Below are 22,032 nucleotides of genomic sequence, written 5' to 3' on the forward strand. Positions count from 1 at the left end.
CGAATGAAAGCAATATTGGCGGGGGCAGCGTTGCTGCTCCCCGCCGCGCTGGCCGCACAGGTCGCGCTTGACGGCAACCGTTTGGTGTTACCCGGAAAAGTCTATTTTCCCGCTGGCAAGGCTGTGCCCAATCCTAGCGCCGACGCCTCAATCGAAGCTGTAGCCAAATATATGGGGGACAAGAAATATATAACGACCTTGCGGATCGAAGGGCATGTCGCAATGGGCGCACAGCCGCAGCAGCTTAGTCAGGACCGAGCATTGGCCGTTGCCAAGGCTTTGGTGGCGAAGGGTGTCGATTGCAAAAGGCTGGTCGTTGTCGGCTTTGGCAACAGCAAGCCCGTGACTACACCCTCTTCAAGCCCCGAAAATACGCGCATCGAGTTTGTGAATGCAGCTCTGCGCGGCAAGCCCATCGGTGGCTTGCCAATCGATGGCGGTGGCTGGAGCGCTGGGGATCCCTGCAAGCTTTAGCTTGCGGTATCCTCAATCCGCACCAGCAACGCTTCGACCTGCACCTGCGCACCGGCGACGGCGTTAAGCTCTGCCACCACCCCATCAAATGGCGCGGTGAGTGTGTGCTCCATCTTCATTGCCTCAAGGGTGAGCAGTTTCTGACCCTTGGTCACCGCCTGCCCCGCCGTCACATCGACCGCGATGATGCGGCCCGGCATCGGTGACAGAATCGTGCCATCGCCCGCAACCCCGCCATGCGCGCCTTCGTGACGGTCGAGCGTGTAGCGGCGGGCAAAGCCGCCGGTGAAGGCGAGTACATCGCGTGCAGGTTCAGCGACGTTCACTTCGGCCAGCGGCACTTCATAGACCGTGCCCACATCGTCGCGCAGGCGCGCCACGGCATGCGGTGCGGTATTCAAGCGGAAGCCAAGCGCACCGCTCCACGGCCCTTCGCCCGGGCTTGCCGCGAGCAGCGCCGCGACTTCGGTCAATTCGTCAACCTCGGCCTCGATCGGGTGCACCAGTTCGTCGCCATCGCGCCCAATCAGGCCGGTGTCGACATCGCCGGACAGGAAGTCGTGATGGCGTAGCAAATTTCCGAGGAAACCAGCGTTGGTTTTGACCGGCCAGACTTCGGTATCGTCAATGCCCGCCTCGAGCCGCGCGATGGCCTCGTCGCGCGTCGCGCCATGCGCGATCAGCTTGGCAATCATCGGGTCGTAAAAGGGCGAGACTTCACCGCCCTGCTCCACCCCTGTATCGACCCGCAGGCTTTCGGGGAGCACCAGATGCTCGAGCTTGCCGATGGAAGGGAGGAAGCCCTTTTCGGGGTCCTCGGCATAGAGCCGCGCTTCCATCGCCCAGCCGTTGATGGCTAGCTGATCCTGCGTCAATGGAAGGCGTTCGCCGCTGGCGATGCGCAGCTGCCATTCGACAAGATCGACACCGGTGATCGCCTCGGTCACCGGATGTTCGACCTGCAGGCGCGTGTTCATTTCCATGAACCAGATGCGGTCGGCACGCAGGCCTTCAGACGCATCGGCGATGAACTCAATCGTGCCCGCGCCAACATAATCGACTGCCTTGGCGGCGCGAACAGCGGCGGCGCACAGGGCTTCGCGCGTTTCGGCATCCATTCCCGGCGCAGGCGCTTCCTCGATCACTTTCTGGTGGCGGCGCTGGAGCGAGCAATCGCGCTCAAACAGGTGAACAATCTGGCCGTGGCTGTCGCCAAAAACCTGCACCTCGATATGGCGCGGGCGCTGGATATATTTCTCGATCAACACATGGTCGTTGCCAAAGCTCGCCGCGGCCTCACGCCGGCAACTGGCAAGCGCATCGGCGAAATCCTTCGGCCGTTCGACCAACCGCATCCCCTTGCCGCCGCCGCCCGCAACGGCCTTGATCAACACCGGATAGCCGATGCCATCAGCCTGGATCGACAGGAAACCGGCATCCTGGTTGCTGCCCATATAGCCGGGCGTCACCGGTACGCCTGCCGCTTCCATCAACTGTTTGGCGGCATCTTTCAGGCCCATGGCGGTTATGCTCGCCGGATTGGGACCAACCCAGACCAGCCCCGCGCTGATCACGCGCTGCGCAAACTCCGCATTTTCAGAGAGGAAACCATAACCCGGGTGGATCGCCTCCGCGCCAGTCGCGCGCGCAGCATCGATGATCTTTTCACCCACCAGATAGCTTTCGCGCGCGGGAGAGGGCCCGATATGCACGGCATCATCGGCCATGCGCACATGCAGCGCGTCGACATCGGCATTCGAATAGACCGCGATCGTGCGGATACCCATAGCACGCGCCGTGTGGATGATCCGGCAGGCTATTTCGCCACGATTGGCGATGAGGAGTGAGGAAATCACAATTCCTCCCCTGCAAGGGGAGGGGGACCATCCGCAGGATGGTGGAGGGGCACAGGCGAGTTCTCCCGACGCTGCTGCAACCTCCCAACCCTCTCCAAACACACATCAACAATCCGCGTCACCACCGCGTCCAAATCGTCTAACACTCGCTTTGCCGGAACCCGCAAAGTCGCCACATGCTGCGACCTGAGAAAATGCGCTCTTGCCGCATCGGCTTGCGCCGCCCGGATGCTGTCATGCACCATTCCATCCACTTCAATTGCTAGCCTCGCTGCAGCGCAATAGAAATCCAGCACATAGATTCCAGCCGGATGCTGCCGCCGGAATTTCAGTCCACCAGGTCGTGTTCGAAGCGCGCGCCACAGCACGACTTCCGGCAAAGTCATCTCACTCCGCAACTTCCGCGCACGTTTGACGGTATCGGTAGGCCCTGTAATCATATTCCTCCCCTGCAAGGGGAGGGGGACCATCCGAAGGATGGTGGAGGGGCACGATCAAGTTCCCCCACCCTATCTGCACCCACCGCCCAAACCAAACCCTCAGCCAACCGCGGCACCAGCAACGCACCCAAGCGCCCAGCATCCCGTGCCCCTCCACCAGCTACGCTGGTCCCCCTCCCCCGTTGGGGGAGGAATTGGGTGGCGATTAGGAGGGATTGGATCATATCTAAAGTTAACCCCGAAAATACTTATCGATGCACGACTGCATTGTTCGATGCTCTTCGCCAAAGAACCAAACCCCACCATCATCGTCGCCATTTATCGAAACGAACTTTTTAAGAGTTTTACCCGTCGATTTTGGTATGAGGCTTATTTCATAACAGCGCTGCCGCATCGGTCCCTTATCTTTGTCCTCAATCGAGATTTCAAATGTTGGATATTGATCGCTCATTACAGTGTTTATCTTGTCGCGCACATCGGAGTTAATCTTCAATTGCATTAACAGCACAAATATCAGCACGAGACCGATTATGGCCACGACCAGCATACCCAGCCCTTTGAATACGACTTCGACATATTGAAGGATCACATCCTGAACACCCCGAACGAGGTGCCCTCCTCAACCGGCGCATTCAAGGTCGCCGCCAGTGCCAGCCCCAGCACATCGCGTGTCTGCGCGGGGTCGATAATCCCGTCGTCCCACAGCCGGGCGGTCGCGTAGTATGGATTCCCCTCATCCTCATATTTCTGGCGGATCGGGGTTTTGAAGGCTTCGGCCTGTTCGGGGCTCCAGTTCGCAGCATCGCGGTGGACCGTTGCCAGCACCGAAGCTGCCTGTTCGCCACCCATCACGCTGATCCGCGCATTGGGCCAGCTGAAGAGGAAGCGGGGCGAATAGGCGCGGCCGCACATGCCATAATTGCCCGCGCCAAAGCTGCCGCCGATCAGCACGGTGATCTTGGGCACGGTCGCGGTGGCGACGGCGGTGACGAGCTTTGCGCCATGCTTGGCGATCCCCTCCGCCTCATATTTGCCGCCGACCATGAAGCCGCTGATATTTTGCAGGAACAGCAATGGGATTTTGCGCTGCTGCGCCAGTTCGATGAAATGCGCACCCTTTTGAGCACTCTCGCTGAACAGCACGCCATTATTGGCGAGGATCGCCACCGGCATGCCCCAGATATGCGCAAAACCGCACACCAGCGTGCTGCCATAGAGCGCCTTGAACTCGTGAAATTCGCTGCCGTCGACGAGCCGCGCGATCACCTCATGCACATCATAAGGCGCGCGGACATCTTCGGGGATGATGCCGTAAAGTTCTTGCGGATCATATTTGGGAGGGCGAACGTCACCCCGGCGAAGGCCGGGGCCGCTGGAGGTTTGCGCTGAGCCGAAAGCGGCCCCTGCCTGCGCAGGGGCGACGCCGAGGTGCGAAACAATATCCCTCACGATGGTCAGCGCATGTTCGTCATTCTCGGCCAGATGATCGACCACACCCGATTTCTTCGCGTGCAGGTCCCCCCCGCCCAGATCCTCTGCGCTGATCTCCTCGCCCGTTGCGGCCTTCACCAGCGGCGGGCCAGCGAGGAAGATGGTGCCCTGTTTCTTCACAATCACCGTCTCGTCCGACATGGCGGGAACATAGGCTCCGCCCGCGGTGCAGCTGCCCATCACACAGGCGATCTGCGGAATAGCTTTCGCCGACATATTCGCCTGATTGAAGAAGATGCGACCGAAATGTTCGCGGTCAGGAAAGACCTCTGCCTGGTGCGGCAGGTTCGCCCCGCCGCTGTCGACGAGGTAGATGCACGGCAGCCGGTTTTCCATCGCGATTTCCTGCGCGCGCAGATGCTTCTTCACCGTCAACGGATAATAAGTCCCGCCCTTCACCGTCGCATCGTTGCACACGATCATGCATTCGCGGCCTGAGACGCGACCGATGCCGGTGATCAGGCTCGCGCCATGCACATCGCCTTCGTACATGCCATTGGCGGCGAGCTGGCCAATCTCAAGGAAGGGCGCGCCGGGATCGAGCAGCCGTTCGACACGATCACGCGGCAACAGCTTTCCACGCGCCACATGGCGCTCGCGATGCTGCTCCGGCCCACCCAGCGCAGCTTGCGCCACCTTGGAGCGCAATTCCTCCGCCAAAGCGCGGTTATGCGCGGCGCGGGCCTGGGTTACCGGATCGTCGGCACTATAGCTGGTCGATAAGACAGGTGCAGTCATGCCCCTGTCTATAAACGGTTAGCGGCCAAGCGAAACGTAATTTTATTACGCGGCTATTGGAGCACGCCACCGGGCGGCACGTAATGCACCTGCGCACCCGGGCCGAGCGGCAGATCAAGCGCGACCCAGCCCACCGTCATCGCAATGCCCGCCGCCATGAAACACAGCGCATAAGGCAGCATCAATGAGAGCAACGTCCCAACGCCCACATCGCCATCCCAGCGCCGGGCAAAGGCGAGGATGAGCGGGAAATAGCTCATCAGCGGCGTCATGATATTGGTGTAGCTGTCACCCATGCGATAGGCAGCGGTGGTCATTTCGGGGCTGATACCCAGCAGCATGAACATCGGCACCACAACCGGCGCGAGCGCGCTCCATTTCGCGCTGGCGGAGCCGATGAAGAGGTCCAATACCGAGGAGAGCAGCAACACGCTGACCAGCAGGAACGGCGCGCTAAGGCCGAAGTCTTTCAAGAAAATCGCCCCGTCAATGGCCAGAATTGGCCCGAGGCGTGACCAGTTGAACATGGCCACGAAATGCGCGGCGAAGAATACAAAGACGATATAGGGTGCCATCGACCTGATGCCGTCCTGCATCATGCGCAGCGCATCGTTGCTCGATTTGACGCTGCCCGCACCGATGCCAAAGGCGAGGCCGGTGCTGACAAAGAGCAGGAAAAAGCCGGCAATCAGCGCTGAATAGAAAGGCTGCATCTGCGCCGTGCCTTCCTTCGTTTCATCGAGCAGCGGGGTATAGCCGGGCAGCAATGACAGCGCAGCAAACGCGCCGACGACGAGTAACGCGGTCAATCCGGCGAGGCGCAGACCCTTGCGCTCGGCGGGGGTGATTTCGGATTTGGCTAGTTCCGCCCGCAGTTCCTCATCCGGTTCCTTGCCCCAAGCGCCGAGACGCGGCTCAATTATCCGATCGGTGACGAACCAGATGATGGGCGTAAAGACGATCACGATCGAAAGGATGAACCACCAATTGCCTACCGGATTCATTGTCCATGCGGGATCGACAATGCGCGCCGCCTCTTGCGTGAAGCCGAAGAGCAGCACGTCGATCTGGCCCGGGGTGATATTGCCGGCATAACCGCCGGAGACAGCCGCGAATGCCGCCGCCAGCCCGACCAGCGGATGCCGCCCGACTGCGGCATACAGTATCGCAGCCAGCGGGATGAACACGACATAGGCCGCATCCGATGCATGGTGCGAGACCATGCCGATTATGGCGACCAGCGGCGTCATGATGGCGCGCGGTGCGTTGCGCAGCGAACCGCGGATCAGTGCGGAGAACAATCCTGCCTTCTCGGCCACCGATGCACCCAGTACAATGACCAGTACCAGACCCAGCGGGGCAAAGCCCGACATCGTCTTGGGCATCTCGGTCAGCAACCGCGCGATATTTTCTTCGTTGAACAGGCTGGTCGCGCGGTAAGTGAGGACACCGTCCTTGAGTTCACCCCATTGCGGCGCTTCCTTTCCCGTATAAGGCAATGAGGCAGACCAGCCGAGCCACGCGCCGACCTGCGAGAGAATCATCAGGAAAAGGATGAGCCACACGAAAATCATGATCGGATCGGGCAATTTGTTGCCGAGCCGTTCGATCGCATTGAGAAATCCGCGCTGGCGGAACTGGTCTTGGGAATTGGTCATTCGGACATCCATAAATGCTCAGCCCGCCAAACACTTGGCAGGCTGAATGCTAATGTCCCCGAATGAAGTTGGCTCTAGCCGAAACGGTTGCGTAGGTCCAGCAGGGCGATGGCTGCCTTCGCAGCTTCGCCGCCCTTGTCCTTTTGGCTAGGATCGGCGCGGACAAGCGCCTGCCCCTCATTCTCGACCGTCAGGATACCGTTGCCAATGGCGACGCCATCCATGGTCAGCGCCATGATGCCGCGCGCGCTTTCGCCCGCGACGATTTCGAAATGATAGGTCTCGCCGCGAATGACGACACCGATGGCGACAAAGCCGTCATACATGTCGCTCTGATCGGCGAGCGCAATGGCGCCCGGGATCTCGAGTGCACCGGGGACAGTGATGACCTCCACCTCATGCCCGGCAGATTTGAGCGCTGCCTTCGCCCCTGCGACGAGCATGTCGTTCAAATGGTCGTAGAAACGCGCTTCAACGATCAGGAATTTTGCCATTATTCTTACTCCGGAATGGGACGTTCGCCGACGACGTGGATGCCATAGCCTTCAAGGCCGACAACGGTTCGGTGCGAATTGGTGAGCAGCGTCATATCGTGCACGCCCAAATCGGCAAGGATTTGCGCACCGATGCCGTAAACGCGCAGTTCACTGCCATCAGTGGTGCCACCAACTTCGTGTTGCAGGCTCTGCGGGCCGCTGGGCATGAGGACCACGATCAATCCACGCCCCTCCCTGCCGATTTCGGCCATGCAGCGTTGCAGCGTCCGCTTGCGCGGGCCCGAACGTCCAAGAACATCATCAAAGATCGAAATGGCGTGCATGCGCACCAGCGTCGGTTCATCGGGCAGCACCTTGCCCTTTTGCAGCACGACATTGGTGCTGCCGTCGATCTTGTTGCGATAGGTCATCGCGCGCCAATCGCCACCATAGTCGGACTGGAAAGCGCTTTCGCTCGCCTTTTCGACCAGATGGTCGTTGCGCATGCGATATTCGATAAGATCGCGGATCGTGCCCATTTTCAGCTTGTGTATCCGGGCGAAGGCGACGAGATCATCCATCCGCGCCATCGTGCCATCGTCCTTCATGATCTCGCAGATCACGCCCGAGGGGTTGAGACCGGCAAGGCGGCTGATGTCGACAGCCGCTTCGGTATGGCCAGCGCGCACAAGCACACCGCCATCGCGCGCCGTCAGCGGAAAGACGTGACCGGGCGAGACGATATCCTCTGGCCCCTTGGATGCATCGACAGCGACCGAAATGGTGCGGGCACGGTCAGCGGCGCTGATCCCGGTTGTGACGCCTTCCTTCGCTTCAATAGAGACTGTAAAGGCGGTTTCCATGCTTTCGCGATTCTCGCTCGCCATCGGCGTGAGACCGAGCTGGTTACAGCGTGCCTTCGTCATCGCCAGACAGATCAGGCCGCGTCCATGCGTCGCCATGAAATTGATCGCGTCAGGCGTTGCCATTTGCGCGGGGATGATCAGGTCGCCTTCATTTTCGCGATCCTCATCATCGACCAAGATATACATGCGGCCATTGCGCGCTTCCTCAATGATCTCCTCGATGGGCACCAATGCGGGCGTGTCATCGTTCGAAAAGAGGTAGCTTTCCAGCTTCCGCAGCGTTTCTGCCGTCGGGTTCCAATCCGGCGCATCGAGATCGCGCAGCGTATTGGCGTGGAGGCCAGCGGCGCGGGCGAGGCCCGAGCGCGACAGCCCTCCTTCGGTGACAAGGTGGCGGAGTCTTTCGATCAATTGGGTCGACATTTCACATTCCCGTGAGAATCATGCGCCTGAAATGGAGCAAGTCCGAGTCTGATTTCACACTATGATGTGAATGTCAAAGCACAATCATCACATTGTGCCGTTCAACTGTCAGGTAGCGATGCCGGCAGACATGCTGTCGATCACAGCGTCTATTAGTGCGTCGTCGGTTGGCACCTGATTGTCGAGCATCAGCATCGCCAAGCCATGGACGATCGACCAGGCACGCAAGGCGGCGATCCGCCTTTGCTCTGGCGAAGCCCCTGCCGGGGTGAGGCTGGCGATATTGTCGCGCAACAATTGCAGCGCGCTATTGTCGCGCCCCTCAGGCATGTCGAGAAAATCAACCGCCTGCCGTGTCGTCATCATCATCCGGAACAGCGTCGGGTTATCGAGCGCGAAACGCACATAGGCCCGGCCCACCGCGTCAAAGCCAGCGCGCCCGCCACCTGATTTTTGCATCGCCTCCAGCTGCAACCGTCCGAGTTCGCGCCCGCCCTCATCACATAGCGCACCTAGCAGCGCGGCTTTATCCGGAAAATGGCGGTAGACAGCGGTCGCGCTGACCCCCACCAGCCGCGCAATTTCGCGCAAGCTGACCTCTTCGGCGCTACGCGTTTTCAGCAGCTCGAGTCCCGCCTGCACCAGCGCAGAGCGCAGATCGCCATGATGGTAGCCGCGCTTGTCATTTTTGATGTTGACACTGTTATCATTAACACTCATGTTATCGCTGTAAACATTGCCGAGTCGAATGGCAAGCCAGAGGAGAGCAGATATGGCCAGCGCAGTCGAAACCCTCATTCGCGGAGCCGTCACCAAGGGTGTGATGAAGGTCGCCGAATTTAATCGCGAGCACCGCAAGGCGCCTGCAGCGCATCCTTATCTATCCGGCATTCACGCACCGATGGACGCCGAACTGTCGCTCGATGATTTGCGTGTCACCGGCACTATTCCGGCCGAACTCGACGGCCGATACATCCGCATTGGCCCCAACCCCATCAACCCCAATCCCGCCGCCTATCATTGGTTTATGGGTGACGGCATGGTGCATGGCGTAAGGCTGCAAGGTGGCAAGGCGCTGTGGTATCGCAACCGCTGGATCCGCTCGAATGCGGTCAGCGCTGCACTGGGAGAAGCACCCGCACCCGGGCCGCGCGCCGAACGTTTCGACACCGTCAACACCAACGTCCTTGGCCATGCCGGCCAGACCTGGGCAATCGTCGAGGCTGGCGGTTTCCCGGTGCGCATCGATAAAGAACTCAATACGATCGCACATGATCCCTTTGGCGGTACCTTGCATTATGCATTTTCCGCCCATCCGCATCTCGACCCCGACAGCGGCGAGATGCACGCCATTTGCTATAAGGGCGATGTGCAGGACACGATCTGGCATGTTGTCGTTAATGCTGGTGGCAAGGTCATCCGCGAGGAACCGGTCAACGTCGCGCACGGCCCGATGATACATGATTGTATGATAACGAAAAATTATGTGATCATCCTGGACCTGCCCTGCACTTTCTCAATGAAAGCCCTGATTTCAGGCCACCCCTTCCCCTATCGCTGGAACCCCGATCATAAAGCGCGGGTCGGCCTGTTGCCGCGCAACGGCAAGGGAGAGGACACGATCTGGTGCGATGTCGAGCCCTGCTATGTTTTCCACCCGTGCAACGGCTATGAAACCGAGGACGGCAAGGTCATCCTCGATGTATGCGCGCATGACCAGATGTTCCGGCCGGACGCTACGGGACCAGATTCAACCCGCGTGCCCTTTGAACGCTGGACCATCGATCCTGCCGCACAAAAGGTCGCGCGTCAGGTTATCGACGAAGAGTCACAGGAATTTCCCCGGCCCAACGAAGACCGGATCGGCAAATCTTATCGCTATGCCTATGCGATGGCTTTGCCAGATGGTTTCGACGCAGCCTCTCCAAACCAGTCGACTCTATTCAAGCATGATCTGGTAACCGGGGGGAAACAAGTCCACGTTTTCGGCGCAGGCCATATCCCGGGCGAATTTGTTTTCATCCCCCGAAAAGGCGGAGCGGCGGAGGACGATGGCTGGTTGATGGGTTATGTCGTTAACATCGCCAAGGAAACAACCGACCTTGTGATCCTCAATGCGCAGGATTTTGAAGGCGAGCCCGTGGCATTGGTGCACATCCCGCACCGCATACCGCCCGGTTTCCATGGCAATTGGGTGGCTGCAGCTTGATGATGCAGCAATTCGGATAGCTGAAATAGGAGCCGGATGACCCGCCGAAAAATCGTTACGGCTGCTTCCGTCAGGATCTGACCGGGTTGGCGACGACAGCGCCCATCCGACTCCCGCTGCGCATATGGCAGCAGAATCCATGGTTTTCAAGGCCGACATGAAGACCGCCAATCACTAATAAAGACCATGTTTTTCAATATGTTGAATGCTTTGCAGATTTTTAACCATCATTGGTCGCTGCGCATTAACCCTGCGTCGATAAGAAAAAGCCACCAAAGGCAGGATTTTCGGCCATGACAACTGATACGATAGACTCAACTTCCCTGCGCTATGATAGTGCTGCACTGGAAGACCGCTGTGCCCCGCGTATCAAGCTGCGGATACCCGCGATGTTACGCCAGTCAGGGAACACCGGCTTTGCGGTCGTGGTCACTGACCTTTCGATAGCAGGTTTCCAGTGCGAGGCTCTGACCGGCATGCATCCGGGTTCACGGTGCTGGCTCGCCCTCCCCGGTTTGTCGCCGATAGAATCGCAGCTGATCTGGAACAACGGCCGTGCGGTCGGCTGCGCCTTTGCCAACCTGATGAATCAGGCCGTGATGGATTCGATTATCCGCCGTTTCGTGTTGGCTTGAACCAGGTCAGAACAATCGCGTGAGCAGGTAGAAGCCTGCTCCGACTGCTGCAGACGCCGGGACGGTCAAAACCCATGCCGTAAGCAAGTTGCTGGCAACGCCCCATCGCACCGCAGATGCGCGCCGCGCAGTTCCAGCGCCAATCACCGCGCCCGTGATGGTATGCGTCGTCGACACAGGAATTCCCAGCGCCGACGCACTGAACAACATGATTGATCCGCCAAGCGATGCGCTGAATCCTTGATGCTGTGACAATTTGGTAATCTTGGTCCCCATGGTCTCAATGATTTTCCATCCACCGCAGGCTGTACCCAAGCCGATGGCAACATAGCAGCTGATCGCCACCCAATGCGGAACATGGAACTCACCCTGCATATAACCGGTCGAGTAGAGCAATACCGCGATTATTCCCATCGTCTTCTGCGCGTCGTTCAAACCATGACTCAGCGAATAGGCGGCGGAGGACATGATGTGCATTACCTTCATTCCGCCCTCTGACTTGCTGGCCGTCGCGTTTCGAAGCACCCACGAACTGACCAGCATCACCAGCATCGCCAAGATCATCCCCAATGTCGGGGACAGGAATATGAAGATGATTGTTTTATTGAGGCCCGCCCACTGCACTGCACCGATACCGTTTGCGGCGACACCGGAACCAATCAACCCGCCCACTAAAGCGTGTGACGATGACGACGGAATGCCTTTGATCCAGGTGAGTATGTTCCAGAACATTGCCCCGCACAGCGCGCCAAAGACAACGGCGGGAGTCACCAGATCCTTGTCGATCAATCCTTTCCCGATCGTATCCGCGACCTTGTGCAGCCATGGGAAGTAGAGTGTAAGGAAATAGGCCGCAAAATTGAAAAACGCCGCGAACATCACTGCATGAAACGGTTTCAGCAGCTTGGTTGATACGATGGTTGCAATCGAATTGGCGGCATCGTGCAGGCCGTTCAGAAAGTCGAACAATAGCGCGAGGATGACCAGACCAACGAGTAGCGGAAAGGCGATTTCCATTTTGGCCTCCCGGCTCAGGCGTGGTCGATGACGAGGCCGTCAATCTGGTTTGCAACATCTTCGAACTTGTCACAGACCTTTTCGAGATGGCGGTAGATTTCGTTGACGACGACGAACTGCGTCGGATCGGTCTTGCCATGTTCCACAAAAGCCTTGCGCAACCCGTCAAAATTCAGTTTGTCAGCATCGCCTTCCAGCTTGACCAAGCGCGCAGTCATTTCATGGAGCGGCTTTGCATTTGCGGTAACGTCGCGCAACAGCGGAAGCGCCTGATCGATGATGGTTGATGCCTCGACTATGATGTCTGCCATACCCACCATTTCGGGCGTAAAGCTGGTAACATCATACAGCTCAACAGCCCCGGCAGTCTGCTGCATCTGGTCGATCGCATCGTCCATCACGCCAATTAGCGCCGTAATAGATCCGCGATCAAATGGTGTCAGGAATATGCGACGGACATCCTGCAATACATCGCGGATAATATCGTCCGCCTTATGCTCTTCATCCTCGATGGTCTTGATGTGAACGGCAATGTCAGGCCCTCCGCGCACAAGTTTGGCAAGCGCCTGCGAGCTGGCGACGATGGTTTTGCCATGTGCTTCGAACTGCTCGAAAAAATTACCGGTGCGCGGCAACAGCTTTTGAAACCAAGCGAACATATTTCCCCCTGAACGCTGAACCTTCCGGGGCGCGAATCGCCCTCTTGCGATGTCGTTTAATTGTAATATTTTCGTCGTTAAACTGTAACGTTGAACTGAATATATCTGCATGAGAATTTTTGCTCGAAATTCCCAGATTCCTTACCTTCCCGGTTCCTGATTGAGGAACACTTCCTTTTTGCTAGAATGAAAACATGGCCGAATATGCAAAACAGTTGCTGTCGCTGATCGAGATTCCGATCCTGCTGGTCCACGGCGACAGGGTCAATTTCGCCAATGCAGCCGCCAAATCGCTGCTTGGTGGCCACATAGAGGGTCAGGACATCCGCATAGCTCTGCGTGATCCGGAAGCGCTGAAACTGATAAAATCCCCTGATGGCGGGCGCGCCAAGATTTCAGGCCTTTCGGTGCGCGGCAGCGTTTGGGAAATGGTGTGCAGCCCGCTGGCGGATAATAACCGGCTGATTTCGCTGCAGGATCATTCCGTGCAGGTCAGCGTAGCCCGTGCGCATGCCGATTTCGTCGCAAATGCGAGTCATGAATTGCGCACGCCGTTGACCGCCATATTGGGCTATGTCGAAACGCTATCCGACCCGAAGGCCTGCGAAGACGCCTCCACTCGGCAGCGGTTCCTGGATATCATCAAGCGCGAAGCAACACGAATGCAGTCGCTTGTGTCCGACCTGATGTCACTCTCGCGCATCGAAGCGATCCGGCATGAAGCGCCATCAGACCAGATCGAAATGGTCAGCCTGTGTCGCGAAGTCATCGGCGAACGCCCCCGTGAGGTCGAGGTCAATTTTATTACCAATGCCGATCACGCCTATGTGACCGGCGACCATGCCCAGCTCGCGCAGGTCGTCCGCAACCTCGTCGATAATGCGGAAAAATATGGCGGTTCTGACAAAGGCACCAAAGTTCAACTGGAAGCCAGCGAACGCGGTTGGTTGACGCTGGCAATAACCGACCATGGAGAGGGAATTGCGCCGGAACATCTGCCACGCCTGACCGAGCGATTTTACCGCGCCGATACCGGGCGCAGCCGGGCGGCAGGCGGCACCGGATTGGGTCTCGCGATCGTCAAGCATATCGTCGAACGGCACCGTGGCCGCTTCGACATCAGCAGCCGCCAGGGCGAAGGCACAACCGCAACAATCATGCTTCCGCAGGATAAATCGGATTGAGTCTCAAAACCGTAACATGATTGTCGCATTTGGCGGGTCAGTCATAAAACTGAAGGGTTTGTACTATGCGTAAATGGGGTCTTCTCGCACTGGCATCGGCCACTGCACTAACAGTTTCAGCATGCGGCGGCAGTGGCGGTGGAAGCGGCGAAAATCGCGACTTCCTGCGCGTTGTCGGTTCGTCGACGGTATATCCTTTCGCAACTGCAGTGTCGGAAGCGACCGCGAAAGCCAATCCCGACATGAAGTCGCCCGTGATCGAATCGACCGGTACGGGCGCTGGCATGAAGCTGTTCTGCGGCGGTGTGGGTGCCCAACACCCCGATATCGAAATGGCCTCGCGTCGCATGAAGAAATCAGAATATGAAGACTGCGTCAAAAATGGCGTGAAGGACATCATCGAAGTCCAGGTCGGTCTTGACGGAATCGCCTTTGCCGAAGCCACTGCAGGCCCCGAAATGAAACTGACGCCGGAAGACGTCTATAAGGCGCTCGCCGCCAATCCGTTTGGAAAGCCGCAGGCTGCTAAAAACTGGAGCGACGTCAACCCTGCGCTTCCGGCCATTCCCATTGTCGTTTACGGCCCACCGTCGACTTCGGGCACCCGAGATGCGCTCGCCGAATTGATCCTGACCGAGGGCTGTGAAACAGATCCGGCCATGAAGGCACTGAAGGACAGCGACAAGGACAAGCACAAGGATCTGTGCACCAAGGTGCGCACCGATGGCGCCTATGTCGAGCAGGGCGAAAACGACAATCTGATCGTGCAGAAAATTGCCGCCAACCCGAAAGCTATCGGCATTTTCGGATTCTCATTCCTCGAAGAGAATATGACCAAGATCAAGGGCATCCCGATGTCGGGCGTCATGCCGACTTATGCCAGTGTTTCTGATTTTTCCTATCCCGGCGCACGCCCGCTCTACCTTTATGTCAAGGCGGCGCATGTGAAGGCGATCAAATCGGTTACGCCGTTCCTCAACGAATTTGCCAAGGCATGGGGCACCGACGGCTATCTGAAAGCCAAGGGTATGGTCGTCGCTCCCGAAGATGTCCGCACAAAAAATGCTGACATTGTCTCGAAAATGACACTGATGGATGCCAGCGGCTTGAAATAAGCCGGAAAGCTGGGGGCAATGCCAATATCCTTTGTTTTGATTTGTGTATTTGGCCTGGGCGTTATCGCCTGGGCCATTGCACGTGCACGTTCGGCGCATTTTGCGCCGGTTTCCGGCAAGCTGAAACTGGCATTGCCCGGCCACTATGGGATGTATGCGGCAATCTGGGCGATTGTTCCCGCCCTGTTTATCGCATGGCTATGGTCGCTGATTTCACCGGGACTCGTTCATGGTGCCATCCTTGCGGACCCTGCAGCGGCGCAACTTCCGGCCTTCGAGTTTGAACGCAACACCGTTTTGAACGAAGCTTTTGCGTTGGCCCAAAACCCTGACGTTTTTGCCACTAACCCGATTGCCCAGCAATTGGCCCCAGCAATAGCTGCAGCGCAGTCCAAGTTCGGCTGGATCGGTGCCGCATTGTCTATTCTGGCGGCATTTGCTGGTATGGCTTTCGGATATACACGGGTCAAAGCCGGATTCCCCGCACGCACGAAGATCGAACGGATTGTGCTGGGTGCTTTGTTGCTCGCCTCCTTCGTCGCCGTTATCACAACAGTCGGCATCATCGCCTCGCTGATCTTTGAATCCGCGCGTTTCTTCTCGATGGTCAACCCGATCGATTTCCTGTTTGGAACCAACTGGACACCTGATACCATGGCCTCGGCAACGTCGGCCATGGGCGATGATTTGGGCGCAGTACCGCTGTTCTGGGGTACCTTCTTTATCGGCGCGGTTATTGCGATGCTCGTTGCGATCCCATTTGGGTTGATGAGCGCGATTTACCTAACCCAATATGCCAGCCCGCGGGCGCGCAGCATTCTGAAACCCATGCTTGAAATCCTCGCCGGGATTCCGACCGTGGTGTACGGCTATTTTGCGGCGTTGACCGCAGCCCCGTTCATCCGAGATCTTGCCTTAGCCGTTGGCATTACCAACGCTTCTACAGAAAGCGCTTTGGCCGCGGGTCTGGTTATGGGCGTGATGATCATCCCCTTTGTCTCCTCCATGGCCGACGACAGCATTGCTGCGGTTCCGCAGGCTATGCGCGATGGCTCGCTCGCCATGGGCGCGACGACTTCGGAAACAATCAAAAAGGTCCTGATCCCCGCCGCTCTGCCCGGCATCGTCGCAGGCATCATGCTGGCCATCAGCCGCGCCATCGGGGAAACAATGATCGTCTATATGGCGGCAGGCGCCTCTGCGAACCTGTCGGCAAATCCGTTCGAGCGCATGACGACTGTTACCTACCAGATTGCAGCGCTGCTGACTGGTGAAGGCAGTTTCGACCATCCGACAACATTGTCGGCTTTTGCGCTGGGTCTGGTGCTGTTCATTGTCACTCTGATTCTCAACATCGTCGCGTTGCGCGTCGTCAAACGCTTCCGGGAGGCTTATGAGTAACTGGCAATCTCCCGAAGCAACGGCGCGCCTAAATAAGCGTTATGCTGCCGAGCGCCGGTTCAAGGCGCTTGGTTTTGCGGCAATCGTCCTGTCGATGCTGTTCCTTGCCGTGCTGCTGTTCACGATGCTGAAAAATGGCATCGCAGGGCTCGACTGGGCATTCCTATCCGGTTCTGACTCGACCAACCCCGCTACTGCGGGCGTGTGGAGTGCGGTAAAAGGCTCGCTCTGGACGATGCTGGTCACCCTGGCACTGGCATTTCCGATGGGCGTATTGGCCGCCATCTACCTCGAAGAATTTGCCCCGCGCTCACGCTGGGTCGACTGGGTTGAGGTGTCAATCAACAATCTCGCCGCTGTTCCATCGATTATCTTCGGTCTGCTGGGTCTCGCCGTATTTATCCAGTTTATGCACCTGCCACGCTCCTCGCCCCTTGTCGGCGGGATGACGCTCGCATTAATGACGATGCCGGTTATCGTAATCTCGGGGCGCAATGCGATTCAAGCGGTGCCCCCGTCAATCCGCGATGCCGCTCTCGCCGTTGGCGCCAGCAAGGTGCAAACCGTCTTCCACCATGTCCTTCCGCTCGCGCTACCCGGTATTCTCACTGGAACGATTATTGGCATGGCCCGTGCGCTTGGCGAAACCGCGCCGCTGCTGATGATTGGTATGCGTGCATTTGTTTCGACACCTCCGGGCAGCATCACCGACCCCTCTTCGGTGCTGCCAATGCAGATCTTTCTCTGGTCGGATGAAATCGACCAAGGTTTTGTGCAGAACACGTCTGCCGCAATTATTGTGCTATTGTTCGTGCTCATCGCAATGAACGGCGTCGCCATTTATCTTCGTAACAAATTCGAGACTCGCTGGTAGGACCATGTCAGAAAACTCCAATCTCAAAATCTCCGCCCGCGATGTGAACGTCTTTTACGGCGAGAAACAGGCGATCAACAATGTCTCGATCGACATCGCGACAGAGCATGTCACAGCGTTCATTGGCCCGTCGGGCTGCGGCAAATCGACCTTCCTGCGAACTTTGAACCGCATGAATGACACGATTGCCGGGTGCCGTATCGACGGCGAGATCAAGCTCGACGGTGAGGATATTTACTCTAGCGGGATGGACGTCGTACAGTTGCGCGCGCGCGTCGGCATGGTGTTCCAGAAACCCAACCCGTTCCCAAAATCGATCTACGAAAATGTCGCTTATGGACCGCGCATCCACGGCCTTGCCGCAAACAAGGCGGATATGGACGCGATTGTCGAAAAATCACTGCGCCGCGCAGGCCTGTGGGACGAAGTAAAAGATCGTCTATCCGATGCAGGTACGGCATTGTCCGGCGGTCAGCAGCAACGCCTCTGCATTGCGCGCGCCATCGCCGTCAGCCCCGAAGTCATTTTGATGGACGAGCCCTGTTCTGCGCTCGACCCGATCGCGACCGCACGTATCGAAGAGTTGATCGACGATCTTAAAGGTCGCTATGCGATCGTAATCGTAACCCATTCGATGCAACAAGCTGCACGTGTTTCACAACGCACCGCATTTTTTCATTTGGGATCAATGGTCGAATATGGCGAGACCTCAACGATCTTCACCAATCCGCGTGAAGAGCGTACCAAAGACTATATAACCGGTCGTTACGGATAAGGACTCGACATGGCAGAAAACCATACCGTCAAAGCTTTCGACGAGGATATCAGCAAGCTGCGCGGCCTGATTGCGGAAATGGGCGGGTTGGCAGAGGTGGCGATCGCCGATGCCATCGACGCTCTGGTCAATCGTGATGAAGCCAAAGCCAAGCTTGTGGTGGCTTCCGACGCAAAGCTCGATGCCCTTGAAGCTGAAGTAGACCAGTTGGCCATTCGCATCATAGCCCTTCGCGCTCCAATGGCCGATGACTTGCGTGACGTGATCGCCGCGCTCAAGATTTCGGGCGTCGTAGAGCGCATCGGAGATTATGCGAAGAACATCGCAAAGCGCGTCAGCGACATGGGCGATATGGGGAGCAAAGGGAAAATAGAACCCTTGACCCTTATCCCCGCAATGGCGGAAATCGCACAAAGTATGGTTCGCGATGTGTTGAATGCCTATGCTGCGCGCGACGCACAATTAGCCGTCGAAGTCATTGCCCGCGACGAGAAGCTGGACAATTTCTACAACAGCCTGTTTCGCAACCTCGTCTCGCACATGATGGAAAATCCAGCGACCATCAGCACTGCAGCGCATCTGCTCTTCATCGCTCGCAACCTGGAACGCATCGGGGATCATGCCACCAATGTTGCGGAAATGGTCTATTATGCAGCAACCGGTCGTTATTTCACTGATCGCAGCGGCATTGTAAATGATGAGGCCTCCCAATGACTCCCAAAATCCTCATCGTAGAGGATGAGCCCGCACTCGCGGAACTTCTGTCTTATACTTTCGAGAGCGCTGGTTTTTCAGTTGAGCAAACCGCCGACGGCGAGGAAGCCCTGCTTATCGCCCAGGAATTCACCCCCGACATCATCATTCTCGACTGGATGATCGAGCAATTGCCCGGCATAGAAGTTTGTCGTCGCTTGCGCAAAGGCAAGGAAACCGCTGCAATCCCCGTCATAATGCTGACTGCACGAGGGGAAGAAGAAGACCGCATTCGCGGGCTCGAAACCGGTGCCGACGATTATGTCACGAAGCCCTTTTCGCCCCGCGAATTGCGCGCCCGGGTAGAGGCCGTGTTGCGCCGAACCCGCCCCGCCGTAACCGGAAGCACGCTGGTTGTTGGCGATCTGGAACTCGACCCTGTTGCCGTACGCGTAAGGCGCGATGGCACGCAAATCGCGCTCGGTCCTACCGAATTTCGCTTACTGCGCCATTTCATGGAACGGCCAGGCCGCGCCCAATCGCGGAGCCAGTTGCTCGATGCCGTCTGGGGACATGACAGCGACATTGAACTGCGCACCGTTGATGTCCACATTCGTCGCCTGCGCAGCGCAATAGAGGTTACGGGCAAGGAAGATCCGATCCGCACGATCCGTTCGGTCGGTTATGCGCTCGACGGCTGAAGTCTAAACCTCAATCTGTCGCCATTCGCCCGGTGCCAGCCCCTCTACTGTCCAGTCACCAATCGACCACCTTACCAGTCGAAGCGTGGGAAAGCCGACCGCCGCTGTCATCCGCCGCACCTGCCGGTTGCGGCCCTCGCTTATGGTCAGCTTGATCCAGCAATCGGGTACCGATTTGCGAAACCGCACCGGCGGATCGCGCGGCCATAGTTCTGGATCGTCGATACGTGCTGCATCGGCAGGCATGGTTATGCCGTCCTTCAGTCGAACGCCGTTTCGCAGCTGACCCAGCGCATCCGCGCCAATATCGCCTTCGACCTGAACCAAATAGCTTTTGGGCATTTTGTGTTTGGGTTCGGCTATCCGCGCCTGCAATCGCCCGTCGTCGGTAAGCAGTAACAGGCCTTCGCTATCGCGATCGAGCCTGCCTGCCGGATAGACTCCCGGGATATTGATATGCTCCGAAAGCGTCGCTCGCGCACCTTCGCTGCCCCGATCAGTGAATTGCGACAGGACGCCATAGGGTTTGTTGAACAGGATCAGGCGAGACATTCAGGACCAAAATTTCAGCGTGGCGGTTTCGGGGGACGCGATACGCCTTTGCTTCCGCGAAAGAATGACTGCTGCACCAACCCCCGCAATTGCCCCGAACAGGTGCGATTCAAACGAAATGTAACTGTCGGTTGGCAACACGCCCAGCACCATGCCGCCGTAGAAAAAGGCCACAGCGATACCGATGGCGATATTCCGCCAACTGCGATCGACAAAGGCAAGCGTGATGACCAGGGCCCACAACCCGAATATCCAGCCGCTCGCGCCGACATGGATATTGTCGCGCGCCAGCGACCAAACGAGCGCGCCGGTGATCGCGATTATCAGCAGGCTGGCTTTTACAAAATAACGGATGCCGTTGAGCAGACAGATTGCGGCGAGCACCACAAAGGAAGCGAGGTTGCTAAAAAGGTGGCCGAAATCGGCATGCAGCCACGGCGCGGTGAAAATGGTGTAGGCGGTTGCCAGATTGCGCGGATCAATCCCGAAAGACAGTAGTGCCCCGCCCAGCACAAGATTGACGATATGTACCGCGATCATTGTCGCGCATATGGCGGTCAGAACGGTTATGCGCTGCATCATCAAACGTGATGTAGGGTCTGAAGTTGCAAAATCCAACAAAAAGGCCGGTGAGTTTCCCCACCGGCCCTTTGTTCGTCAGCGTGAGCTGAACAGCGGACTTAGAAGTCCATGCCGCCCATTCCGCCCATGCCACCGGGCATGCCGCCCATGGCCGGAGCTTTGTCTTCCGGAGCGTCCGCAATGGTCGCTTCGGTGGTGATCAGCAAGCTGGCAACCGAGGCAGCGTCCTGCAGCGCAGTGCGCACAACCTTGGTCGGGTCGATAACGCCCGAAGCCTTCAGGTTTTCATAGGTGTCGGTAGCAGCGTTGAAACCCTGCTCTTCCTTGCCTTCGCGCAGCAGGTTGCCCGAGACAACCGCACCGTCATGACCGGCATTTTCAGCGATTTGGCGGACAGGTGCCATGATCGCCTTGCGGATGATGTCGATACCGCGGGTCTGGTCGTCATTCGCACCTTTGAGGCCTTCGAGAGCCTTGGTTGCGTAGAGCAGAGCGGTACCGCCGCCGGGGACGATGCCTTCTTCGACAGCAGCGCGGGTTGCGTGCAGAGCGTCGTCAACGCGGTCCTTGCGTTCCTTCACTTCAACTTCGGTCGCACCGCCAACCTTGATCACGGCAACACCGCCGGCAAGCTTTGCCAGACGCTCTTGCAGCTTTTCACGGTCATAATCGCTGGTGGTGGTTTCGATCTGCGCACGGATCGCTTCGACGCGAGCCTTGATGGCATCGGCTTCACCGGCACCGTCGACAATGGTGGTGTTGTCCTTGTCGATGGTGACGCGCTTGGCCTGGCCGAGCATGCCGAGCGTAACCGACTCAAGCTTGATGCCGAGGTCTTCGCTAATCATTTCGCCCTTGGTCAGGATCGCGATGTCTTCGAGCATCGCCTTACGACGATCACCGAAGCCCGGCGCCTTGACGGCAGCAATCTTCAGGCCACCGCGCAGCTTGTTGACCACGAGGGTAGCAAGCGCTTCGCCTTCAACGTCTTCCGCGATGATGAGCAACGGACGGCCAGCCTGCACCACAGCTTCCAGAACCGGCAGCATCGCTTGCAGGTTCGACAGCTTCTTTTCGTGGATCAGGATATAGGGGTTATCCAGCTCGACCGACATCTTTTCAGTGTTGGTGATGAAGTAGGGCGAGAGGTAGCCGCGATCGAACTGCATGCCTTCGACGACGTCGAGTTCGAATTCGAGGCCCTTGGCTTCTT

At 57.8% G+C, this 22,032-nt stretch carries 23 protein-coding genes and 1 other RNA gene; 10 read left to right on the plus strand and 14 right to left on the minus strand.

The window, feature by feature from the left end:
• Positions 1-3: 3 nt before the first annotated feature.
• Complete coding sequence (locus PKC81_RS09960; protein WP_324335623.1) at positions 4-474, plus strand: OmpA family protein; 471 nt, start codon at positions 4-6, stop codon at positions 472-474.
• Here the strand turns inward: PKC81_RS09960 and PKC81_RS09965 are convergent.
• From PKC81_RS09965 to PKC81_RS10000, 8 genes are all read right to left on the minus strand, one after another.
• Positions 471-2,330, minus strand: coding sequence for an acetyl/propionyl/methylcrotonyl-CoA carboxylase subunit alpha (locus PKC81_RS09965; RefSeq protein WP_324335625.1), 1,860 nt, complete (start codon positions 2,328-2,330; stop codon positions 471-473). The genes PKC81_RS09960 and PKC81_RS09965 overlap by 4 nt on opposite strands.
• Positions 2,327-2,800: a DUF559 domain-containing protein gene (locus PKC81_RS09970; protein ID WP_324335627.1), complete on the minus strand. Its 474-nt coding sequence runs from the start codon at positions 2,798-2,800 to the stop codon at positions 2,327-2,329. Before PKC81_RS09970 ends, PKC81_RS09965 begins: the two co-directional genes overlap by 4 nt.
• Positions 2,801-3,002: 202 nt before the next feature.
• On the minus strand, positions 3,003-3,359 hold the full coding sequence (locus PKC81_RS09975; RefSeq protein WP_324335629.1) for a hypothetical protein: 357 nt from the start codon (positions 3,357-3,359) through the stop codon (positions 3,003-3,005).
• On the minus strand, positions 3,356-4,999 hold the full coding sequence (locus PKC81_RS09980; RefSeq protein WP_324335631.1) for a carboxyl transferase domain-containing protein: 1,644 nt from the start codon (positions 4,997-4,999) through the stop codon (positions 3,356-3,358). The genes PKC81_RS09975 and PKC81_RS09980 overlap by 4 nt, the downstream gene beginning before the upstream one ends.
• A 53-nt stretch (positions 5,000-5,052) precedes the next feature.
• On the minus strand, positions 5,053-6,657 hold the full coding sequence (locus PKC81_RS09985; RefSeq protein WP_324335633.1) for an AbgT family transporter: 1,605 nt from the start codon (positions 6,655-6,657) through the stop codon (positions 5,053-5,055).
• 74 nt (positions 6,658-6,731) lie between these two features.
• On the minus strand, positions 6,732-7,151 hold the full coding sequence (gene ribH / locus PKC81_RS09990; RefSeq protein ID WP_324335635.1) for a 6,7-dimethyl-8-ribityllumazine synthase: 420 nt from the start codon (positions 7,149-7,151) through the stop codon (positions 6,732-6,734).
• 5 nt (positions 7,152-7,156) lie between these two features.
• Positions 7,157-8,422, minus strand: a complete 1,266-nt coding sequence (ribB, locus tag PKC81_RS09995) for a 3,4-dihydroxy-2-butanone-4-phosphate synthase (protein WP_324335637.1) — start codon at positions 8,420-8,422, stop codon at positions 7,157-7,159.
• Positions 8,423-8,530: 108 nt separating this feature from the next.
• Positions 8,531-9,142 carry a TetR/AcrR family transcriptional regulator gene (locus PKC81_RS10000; protein ID WP_324335639.1) on the minus strand — a complete coding sequence of 204 codons (612 nt, stop codon included), beginning with the start codon at positions 9,140-9,142 and terminating at the stop codon, positions 8,531-8,533.
• A 52-nt stretch (positions 9,143-9,194) separates the two neighbouring features.
• On the opposite strand from PKC81_RS10000, the gene PKC81_RS10005 reads away from it, so the two are divergent.
• Positions 9,195-10,631: a carotenoid oxygenase family protein gene (locus tag PKC81_RS10005; protein ID WP_324335641.1), complete on the plus strand. Its 1,437-nt coding sequence runs from the start codon at positions 9,195-9,197 to the stop codon at positions 10,629-10,631.
• Positions 10,632-10,653: 22 nt separating this feature from the next.
• Here PKC81_RS10005 and ffs read toward each other — a convergent pair.
• An RNA gene (ffs, locus tag PKC81_RS10010) (signal recognition particle sRNA small type) lies at positions 10,654-10,748 on the minus strand.
• 176 nt (positions 10,749-10,924) lie between these two features.
• On the opposite strand from ffs, the gene PKC81_RS10015 reads away from it, so the two are divergent.
• The gene (locus tag PKC81_RS10015; RefSeq protein ID WP_298604775.1) at positions 10,925-11,266 is read left to right on the plus strand and encodes a PilZ domain-containing protein; all 342 of its coding nucleotides are present in this window, start codon (positions 10,925-10,927) and stop codon (positions 11,264-11,266) included.
• A gap of 6 nt (positions 11,267-11,272) precedes the next feature.
• Here the strand turns inward: PKC81_RS10015 and PKC81_RS10020 are convergent, their stop codons facing one another.
• Both PKC81_RS10020 and PKC81_RS10025 read right to left on the minus strand, forming a co-directional pair.
• Positions 11,273-12,283 (minus strand): inorganic phosphate transporter, encoded by a 1,011-nt coding sequence (locus PKC81_RS10020; protein ID WP_324335644.1) that lies wholly within the window; start codon positions 12,281-12,283, stop codon positions 11,273-11,275.
• Between the two features lie 14 nt (positions 12,284-12,297).
• Positions 12,298-12,942, minus strand: coding sequence for a DUF47 family protein (locus PKC81_RS10025; RefSeq protein WP_324335646.1), 645 nt, complete (start codon positions 12,940-12,942; stop codon positions 12,298-12,300).
• 194 nt (positions 12,943-13,136) lie between these two features.
• Here PKC81_RS10025 and PKC81_RS10030 point away from each other — a divergent pair, with 194 nt between their 5' ends.
• The 7 genes from PKC81_RS10030 (at position 13,137) to phoB (ending at position 19,685) form a co-directional block, all read left to right on the plus strand.
• A complete protein-coding gene (locus tag PKC81_RS10030; protein ID WP_324335648.1) occupies positions 13,137-14,126 on the plus strand; it encodes an ATP-binding protein in 990 nt (329 codons plus the stop codon).
• 65 nt (positions 14,127-14,191) lie between these two features.
• The gene (locus tag PKC81_RS10035; protein ID WP_324335651.1) at positions 14,192-15,241 is read left to right on the plus strand and encodes a substrate-binding domain-containing protein; all 1,050 of its coding nucleotides are present in this window, start codon (positions 14,192-14,194) and stop codon (positions 15,239-15,241) included.
• Between the two features lie 18 nt (positions 15,242-15,259).
• Positions 15,260-16,642, plus strand: coding sequence for a phosphate ABC transporter permease subunit PstC (gene pstC / locus PKC81_RS10040; RefSeq protein ID WP_324335653.1), 1,383 nt, complete (start codon positions 15,260-15,262; stop codon positions 16,640-16,642).
• Positions 16,635-17,516: a phosphate ABC transporter permease PstA gene (gene pstA, locus PKC81_RS10045; RefSeq protein ID WP_324335655.1), complete on the plus strand. Its 882-nt coding sequence runs from the start codon at positions 16,635-16,637 to the stop codon at positions 17,514-17,516. Before pstC ends, pstA begins: the two co-directional genes overlap by 8 nt.
• Before the next feature lie 4 nt (positions 17,517-17,520).
• Complete coding sequence (gene pstB, locus PKC81_RS10050; protein WP_324335657.1) at positions 17,521-18,291, plus strand: phosphate ABC transporter ATP-binding protein PstB; 771 nt, start codon at positions 17,521-17,523, stop codon at positions 18,289-18,291.
• A gap of 9 nt (positions 18,292-18,300) precedes the next feature.
• Positions 18,301-19,005 carry a phosphate signaling complex protein PhoU gene (gene phoU, locus PKC81_RS10055; protein WP_324335659.1) on the plus strand — a complete coding sequence of 235 codons (705 nt, stop codon included), beginning with the start codon at positions 18,301-18,303 and terminating at the stop codon, positions 19,003-19,005.
• On the plus strand, positions 19,002-19,685 hold the full coding sequence (gene phoB, locus PKC81_RS10060) for a phosphate regulon transcriptional regulator PhoB (protein WP_324335660.1): 684 nt from the start codon (positions 19,002-19,004) through the stop codon (positions 19,683-19,685). Before phoU ends, phoB begins: the two co-directional genes overlap by 4 nt.
• 3 nt (positions 19,686-19,688) lie before the next feature.
• On the opposite strand, the gene PKC81_RS10065 is transcribed toward phoB, so the two are convergent.
• The 3 genes from PKC81_RS10065 to groEL form a co-directional block, all read right to left on the minus strand.
• Positions 19,689-20,237 carry a pseudouridine synthase gene (locus PKC81_RS10065; protein ID WP_324335662.1) on the minus strand — a complete coding sequence of 183 codons (549 nt, stop codon included), beginning with the start codon at positions 20,235-20,237 and terminating at the stop codon, positions 19,689-19,691.
• Positions 20,238-20,819, minus strand: coding sequence for a rhomboid family intramembrane serine protease (locus tag PKC81_RS10070; protein ID WP_324335664.1), 582 nt, complete (start codon positions 20,817-20,819; stop codon positions 20,238-20,240).
• 98 nt (positions 20,820-20,917) lie between these two features.
• Positions 20,918-22,032 (minus strand): chaperonin GroEL (gene groEL / locus PKC81_RS10075; RefSeq protein WP_324335666.1); only part of this gene is annotated, 1,115 nt, incomplete at its 5' end.

Origin of the sequence: Sphingorhabdus sp. (assembly GCF_035329025.1) — a bacterium.
GTDB lineage: Bacteria > Pseudomonadota > Alphaproteobacteria > Sphingomonadales > Sphingomonadaceae > Sphingorhabdus_B.